Here is a 7,451-nt window from a genome sequence, read left to right as displayed (position 1 = left end):
GGCGAGCCGGCGCCCGTTTGAGTCGGCCCCGTCGAGACGAGGCCGGGGTCCCGCAAGGCGACCCCGGCCTCGTCGGTTAAGACCGGGTACTGCGTGTACGGATTGCTGGTAGCGACGCGGACCGGACCGTCCGCCTCCCGCGCGGTGAACCGGAGATGGTCCAGATAGGCGCGGGTGGCGGTGCTCCAGGACGGCCGGGTCATCGTGGCCAGGGCCGCTACGTTCACGTCCACCGTGTCTTCGGCGCCCAGATTGTGCACCGTCACGTAGGACATCTCCGCCCAGGCCGCGCCGTCGACCTCGGCCAGCACCTGACCGTTGACCCGCAGACGGTAGATGAACTTCTCCCGCGCCAGAGGAGAGACGTACGGGGAGTGGAACCGGAACGTCAGCGTCCCCGGACCGGCGGGTCGACCGATCCGGCGTGCTGCCGCACGGCCGGGCACGAAGTGCCGCAGCGGCAGCTGCAGATCGGCCTGGTCCGCTGCAACCCCGTCCTCGAGGACCGTTCCGTCCTCCCCGACCACACGCATGCCCGCCTCCAGCCAGGCGCTGCCGTCGGAGCGGGTCCCTGAGTCGTGAGCGTCCCGCACCTGCTCGTACAGGTTCCGGTCGTCGTTCTTGCCCACGAAGTTCAGCACGGGGAAGGTGCGGTTGATGAGCTCGGCGAAGGCGACGCCGGCCGCCCGGTCCTCGAGGTCGAAGGACAGGAGGATCTCGAGGATGGCGCGGACGTTCACGGGCATGACGGTGTCGAAGCTGACGTCGTTCTCGTTCAGCATCTCCGCGAGCCAGCGGCCGCACCGGTACTCCCAGTAGAACAGGTCGAGGCGGTGGTAGCCCCACAGCTCCTCCTGGTAGCCGAGCCGCTCCAGCAGGCTGTCGACATGGTCGCGCTGGCGGTCGGTGAGCTCCGCCCGGGACCCGTCGGCCAGTCGTTGTGCCGCCTTCTCGGTGAACACCCGCCGCACCTCGTCCACGGTGTCGTTGTCGCGGGTGGGCCCGTAGTACCCCCGGGCGATCTCGAAGGCGTTGCCCCGCAGATGGATCACGTCGTCCCCGGGCAACGAGCGGTTGTAGTGGGGAATCAGCCAGCGGCCGTGGTTGCCGAGCGAGTTGCGGCGGAGCAGTTCGGTGAGTTCGGCCCCGACGGGCGCGCTCTTGTCGCCGTGGACGAAGAACTCGTGGCGCATCGGCACGATGTCGAGCAGCTGCCGGACCAGTCGCTCATCCCGTGACAGCGACCGGGTCCACGCGTTGCCCTCGTCGTCGCGCCTCGCGGTGTAGGTGAATCCCTTCAGGGCGGGCAGATGCGGTCGGGACAGCGCCAGGACGACCCGGCTGTCCGAACCGCCCGTGACGGAGACCGCGATGTCGTCGAACGCCGCCGTCAGGGCATCCAGCTCCCGGTGCCACAGCGCTTCCAGGAGATCGAGGCGCTGTTCCACAGGCCACTGGGCGTAGGCGTTGGAACGGCGCGGGAAGAAGCGCTGTGTCCGCCAGCTGTCGAGGTCCAGACGGTGGTTGGGGAGCAGGGCGAGGATCCCGTCCCACGGCGTCAGATCCCAGGTGGCCGTGACGGTGGTCGGGCCCAGCTCGGGAGGAGTCGGGGGGTGGGGGGCGATGTCCTGGACCAGGTGGGCGTGGGAGGCCACGAGGCGCGCCGCGGGGGAGTAGTACAGCGAGCGCGCACCCGCGGCGTCCTGGTAGACCGTGGCGCCGGTCGGGTCGCCGGTGACCACGACGTGCCGGCCCGCCAGGACGTCGAGTGCGTCCAAGAACTCGCTCTCGCTGCGGAGGCACTTTGCCAGCAGCCACGGGGCGACGTCGGCCACGTCCTCGTCACCGACCGCGAAGCACGTTCCGTGCACCAGCACGAACCAGCCGGTGGCCTCGTCCACGGCGAGTGCAGGCTCACGGATCGGGTCGTGGGCGAAGTGCCAGGCGTCGACGATCCACGAGGCGCGGTAGTGGGGTGGCAGCCTCTGCGTGTCGATAGGGTCCGGGCTGAGCACGAACCCGCGGGGGTACGGCGTGAATCGAGGCACGAGGCAGGTCCTTCAGGGGGCGGGAGGCGCCGGGGAGCGCCGGGCGCCTCCAGTGTAGGAGTCGCGGACGGGCGAAGAAGGCGGGCGCGCGGGTCGCCTCGTGGATCCGTACCCCGATCCGGCCCCGGACTTTCCCCCGACCGGCCCACAACGGGGGGGGGGACACCGTGGGCCCCACAGCCCATCGCGTCCCCGGTTGTGTGGGTTCCACCGATGCCGCACGCTGCGATGTCATGTTTACGGATGCAATTCCTTGCGTCCGGTGCCAGGCTCCTCGGAGTCTGGCGGGTCGTGGTGGGTGGATCGTCCACCGCGACGAGCGTCGGGCGGATCGGGGGGTCCGCCCGAAGTACAGCGAATCGGGGGAATCGCATGCTGGGGCAATCGAGCACGTCCACATCCTGCACCGTCTCACGGCGTGGCCTGTTGGGAGGAGCCCTCGCCGTGGGGGCGGCCGTCACGGCGACCACGTCGACGCCGGCTGCTGCGGCCGTGGTGCTGGGAAGCCGGGCTGCCTCCGGCCCGCTCGGCCTGACGGGCACCGTGGTCGGCCGTCATCGCAATCTGTTCCGCACCTTCAGCATCGTCAGCTCCAACTCCGTCGGAGCGCTCCGGTACGGCAACAGGAACTTCGTCCTCACACTCAACGCAGGGAGCGGCGCCGACTCCGTGCAGGTGTTCGATGCCGACACGGGCGCTCTCCACATGAAGGGGTCGACGGGGGCCACTCCGACCGGCAGCTTCGGCCACGACGGCAAGGGCAACGTCTACTTCGGCGTCGGCAAGACCCTCATGGTCGCGTCGCTCGGGCAACGGACGCTCAGGACGCTGGGCGCCTTCCCCGCCGGCATGCTCACGTCCTACGAGTTCCAGTTCGACCACCGTGGGCGCATCTGGACCGGCAGCTATCCGTTGGGCCGGGTCGTGTGCCTGAACCCGGCCGACGGACGCGAACTGGCGCGGACGCCGATCCTGGGCGCGGGGAACCAGTACGCCCGCGGGATCACGATCTCACCGGACGGACGGACCGTGTGGGCCGGCGCCGGCACAGCCGACCCGGCCGTGTACCGCATCGACGTGGACAGACCCTCGTCTCCGGTGCGGATCGCCCTGCCCTCACGGAAGGTCCCGTCCATGGTGATGCGCATGCACGCACGGGGCCGCAAGGTCTTCGTATGGCACACGAACGCCTCCGGCAAGGAGACCATCTCCGTCTACGACGACGTGACCCGCACGTGGTCGGCGTGCCCGACTCCCATCGTCGGTTGGTGCGTCTCCGCCGCGGCTGCGGACGGGCACGTCTATGTCAACGCCAAGGGCTCGCTGGTCCGTCTCAACCCTCACCAGGCGACCTTGGAGGCGGTGACGGTTGCCACCGGGCTCAGCGCCACCGCCGTCCACACGGCGCTCGCGGGGTCCACGGTGTATCTGATCGACGAGGGACCCTCGCTGCTGGCTGCTCAGCGTCTCGCCATGTCCGGCACAGCTCTGGGGCGGGTGAGCTACGGCTTGATCCCCGGGCCGGTCAAGACACAGTCCATGGTCATCGACCGCCGGACCAACGTCCTCTACGCCGGCGGCTTCCAGGGTGACGGAGTGTGCTCGACCAATCTGGCGACGGGAGCGTTCGCGCACTCCGCCGCGAGTGCCGGCGTCGCGCAGATCGAAGGCATGATCGTCGACGGGGGACATCTCTACATGGGCTCGTACGGTGGTGCCGTGATCGTCCGGCACAGCACCTCGGCCGGCGTGCGAGCCGGGACGTCATACCGCCGGATGGCAGCACTGGGATCCAGCCACCGGCAGGACCGGATCTTCGCCTGGGCGATCGCGCAGGACCACGTCGTCTTCGGCACGGTCCCCGAGTACGGCGACCGTGGTGGCGCGCTGGGCACGGTGCACCGGGCCACCGGTGCGGTCAGGGTCTACAACAAGCTCATCCCGGAACTGTCGATCGTCGGCCTCACGGCCACGGGGCACACGGTCTACGGAACGACGTCCGTGCGGGGAGGCATGGGGTCCGCCGACTGGCACGGGGACGCGGTGGTGTTCCGCGCCGACGCCCGGACCGGCGCGCTCACATGGCGCAGGACTCTCCCGGGCCTCGACGAGGCCTACGACCCGGTCCTGCTCGGGACGCGACTCTACGTAGGGACCCTCGACACGGTCGTGGAGCTGCGGGTGTCCGACGGCGCCCCCGTGCGCACCTTCGTGCTCGGCTCCCGGGCCGGGCGGGCGACCTGGAACAGCGTGCAGTTGGCCCGCATTCCCGACACGGACCGGCTGGCCCACCTGGCGGGGGGCGTCCTGACGGTGCTGGAGCCGGCCACCGGCCGGTCGTCCACGGTGCTCACCGGAGCGAACAACCAGTTGGGCTTCGACGGGGCCGGCGCCCTGTGGGTGACCGTGGGCAACGACGTGGTGAAGCTGCGCCTGAACCAGGCGGCCGTCACAGCCGGGACGGTGGGCGTCAGGGGTGCCATCGGGGTGAAGTACACCGCGGGCGGCGGGGCAGCCGTGTACGGGCCGCCCCTGTTCGCCGAGCGGACCATTCCGGGCGGGGCCTATCAGGTGTTCCGGAAGGACGGCCGGTCCACGAAGATTCTCTGGAGTCCGAGCACGGGAGCCCGGGCGGTGAAGGAGTACGGGGCGATCGGGCGGGCGTGGAAGCAGGCCGGCTGCGAGCGAGGATGGGGTTGGCCGGTCACCGACGAGTACCGGGTGGGCACTGAGGTCCGCCAGCGCTTTTCCCGGGGGGTGACGGCCCACTACCGGGCGGGCAGGACCTGGACCACCTGATCGCGCCGGTCGGTGGATGGTTGCTTCGCCGATCGTCATGAGGGTGGCGACAACTCGGGCCTGTAGGTACATTGGCGGACAAGTTGTTGCTTTTGCAACGACCATGCCGTCCGGACCGTGGGCATGGCGACTGACGTCGGACTGCCCGCGGACCACCTCCCTCCGCATCGGAAGTGCCCCATGTTCCAGATACCCCGCGCGTCCTGCTCCGCCGGCTTCTCCCGGCGTCACCTGCTCGGAGCCACCGCCCTGCTCGGGTCCTCTGCCGTGATGGCCTCGACCGCGCTCACCGCACGTCCGGCCGCGGCCGCCGTGGTCCTGGGCCAGGCCGTTGCCATGGGCCCGTTGCGCGTCGGTGGCATCGTGGCCGGACGGCATCAGGGCATGTTCCGCAGCTTCTCGCTGACGTCCACCACCGGGGTCGGATCGATCTCCGTGGGCGGCACACGGTACCTGGTGAGCTTCAACGCCGGGGAGGGGATCGACACCGTCCAGATCTTCCACGCCGACACGGGCCAGCTGTACTTCCGTGGCTCCACGCCGGGGCCGGTCGAGGGGAACTGGGTGCACGACGGCACGGGGAATCTCTACTTCACGTCCGGACGGTCCCTGATGGTCGCGTCCATCACCGGTCGCGAGGTCCGGCAGTTCGGCACCGCCGCCGCGGGTCTCACCACCCTTTACGATCTCCAGATCGACCACAGAGGCCGCATCTGGGCCGGCACGTTCCCGGACGGCGTGCTGCTCTGCCTCGACCCCGCCACCGGCCGGGAGCTCACCCGGACCCCGGCGCTGGGGAACGGCAACACCTACGCGCGGGGCCTGACCCTGTCCCCGGACCGCCGTACCCTGTGGGCGGCCACCGGGACGGAGGACCCGGACCTCTTCCGGATCGACGTGGACGCGCCCGGTGTCGTGACGCGGGTCGGCATCCCGGACCGGGGCACGAACTACGTCATCCAGCGCGTGCTCGCCCGCGGCCGGAAGGTGTTCGTGTGGCACCGGAACAAGGCCGGGAGCAGTATCGTCAGCGTCCACGACTCGGTCTCCGGGCTGTGGGAGGCCCCGCCCGTCACCTTCTCCGGCAGCTCGATCAGCCCGGCCGACGGCAACGGCTGGATCTACGTCAACTCGTGGGGCAACGTTCGCCGGATCAAGGTCACGGAACCGACCATGCGTTCGGAGCTCGTGGGGTCCGTGCCGATCCGCACCACCGCCAGCGTCGATCTGGTGGGCTCCACCGTCTACCTGGTGACCACGGAGACCCCCACCCTCGCCGCCGCCCGGATAAGCACCACCGGAACTGTGTCCTCCACGGTCTCCTACCAGGTGGTGCCCGTGCCACTGGCGACGCAGTCCATGGTCATCGACGGCGACACGAACACCGCCTACGCCGGGGGTTACCGTGGCGACGGCCTGTGCTCCACGAACCTCGCCACCGGGGAGTTCGCGCATTCGGCTTCCGGCGCGGAGATCGAGCAGATCGAGGGCATGGCAATCGACGGCCGGACGCTCTTCGTGGGCTCGTACCCCAAGGCCGTCGTGGTCACCCACAGCCTCACCAAGGGCGTCCAGGACCCTTCGGCCTTCGCGACGAGAGCGCATCTGAGCGACTCGCACCAACAGTCCCGAATCTTCGCGTGGGCCTCGGCGGAGTCGCACGTGGCCTTCGGCACGGTCCCCGAGTACGGTCTGCGCGGCGGTGCACTGGGCACCTACGAGCGGTCCACGGGCAAGGTGACCGTCTACAACAAGCTGATCCCCGAACTCTCGATCGTGGGGCTCACGGCCGAGGGCCACACCGTCTACGGAAGCACCTCGGTCCGTGGCGGCATGGGCAGCACCGACTGGTCCGGTGACGCAGTGGCCTTCGCCGCGGACGCCCGCACCGGGGCCTTGAGGTGGAAGCGGACGCTGGCTGGAACCAAGGAGCTGTACGGGCCCGTGCTGTTGAACGGGCAGCTTTATGTGGCCACTCTGGACACGGTCGTGGAGCTGCGGGTCTCGGACGGCACTCCATTGCGCACCTTCGTGCTCGGCAACCGCACCGGACGGGCTGCGTGGCAAAGTGTGGAGCTCGCCGTCATCCCTGGCACGACCCGTCTGGCGCACCTGGCATGGGGAACGCTGACGATCCTGTCCACCGCCACAGGACGGTACTCCCGGGTGCTCGCAGGCACTGATCGCCACCTCGACTTCGACGGGGCCGGGAACCTGTGGGTCACCACGGGCACCGACATCGTCAAGCTGCGGACCGACAACGCCCACAAGGACGGCAGCCCCTACGCGCCGCCGGCGTCGTCGCCGTTCGTGGATGTTACTCCGGGCACGCCGTTCTACAAGGAGATGGCCTGGATGGCGGAGGTGGAGGTGTCGAAGGGCTGGTCGACCTCTCGAGGTGCTGAGTACCGTCCGGATGTGGCGGTGGCCCGTGACGCGATGGCTGCATTCCTCTACCGCCTGGCCGGGTCTCCGGCCTACGCCCCGCCGTCCTCGTCGCCGTTCGTGGATGTTACTCCGGGCACGCCGTTCTATAAGGAGATGGCCTGGATGGCGGAGGTGGAGGTGTCGAAGGGCTGGTCGACCTCTCGAGGTGCTGAGTAC

2 protein-coding genes and 1 pseudogene are annotated in these 7,451 nt (G+C 69.7%); 2 read left to right on the top strand and 1 reads right to left on the bottom strand.

The annotated features are described in order from the left end of the window. On the bottom strand, positions 1-2,048 hold a 2,048-nt coding region (locus ABL57_RS12170; RefSeq protein WP_053004938.1), incomplete at its 3' end, for a hypothetical protein. 444 nt (positions 2,049-2,492) lie between these two features. On the opposite strand from ABL57_RS12170, the gene ABL57_RS23070 reads away from it, so the two are divergent. Next, positions 2,493-4,847, top strand: a complete 2,355-nt coding sequence (locus ABL57_RS23070) for a hypothetical protein (protein ID WP_053004937.1) — start codon at positions 2,493-2,495, stop codon at positions 4,845-4,847. A 180-nt stretch (positions 4,848-5,027) separates the two neighbouring features. After that, a pseudogene (locus tag ABL57_RS12160) lies at positions 5,028-7,451 on the top strand (hypothetical protein); the annotation flags it as partial.

Source organism: Kocuria sp. SM24M-10, from assembly GCF_001027955.1.
GTDB lineage: Bacteria > Actinomycetota > Actinomycetes > Actinomycetales > Micrococcaceae > Kocuria > Kocuria oceani.
The sequence above is the reverse complement of the archived record's forward strand: the minus strand, read 5'-3'. Positions and strand labels throughout refer to the sequence as shown.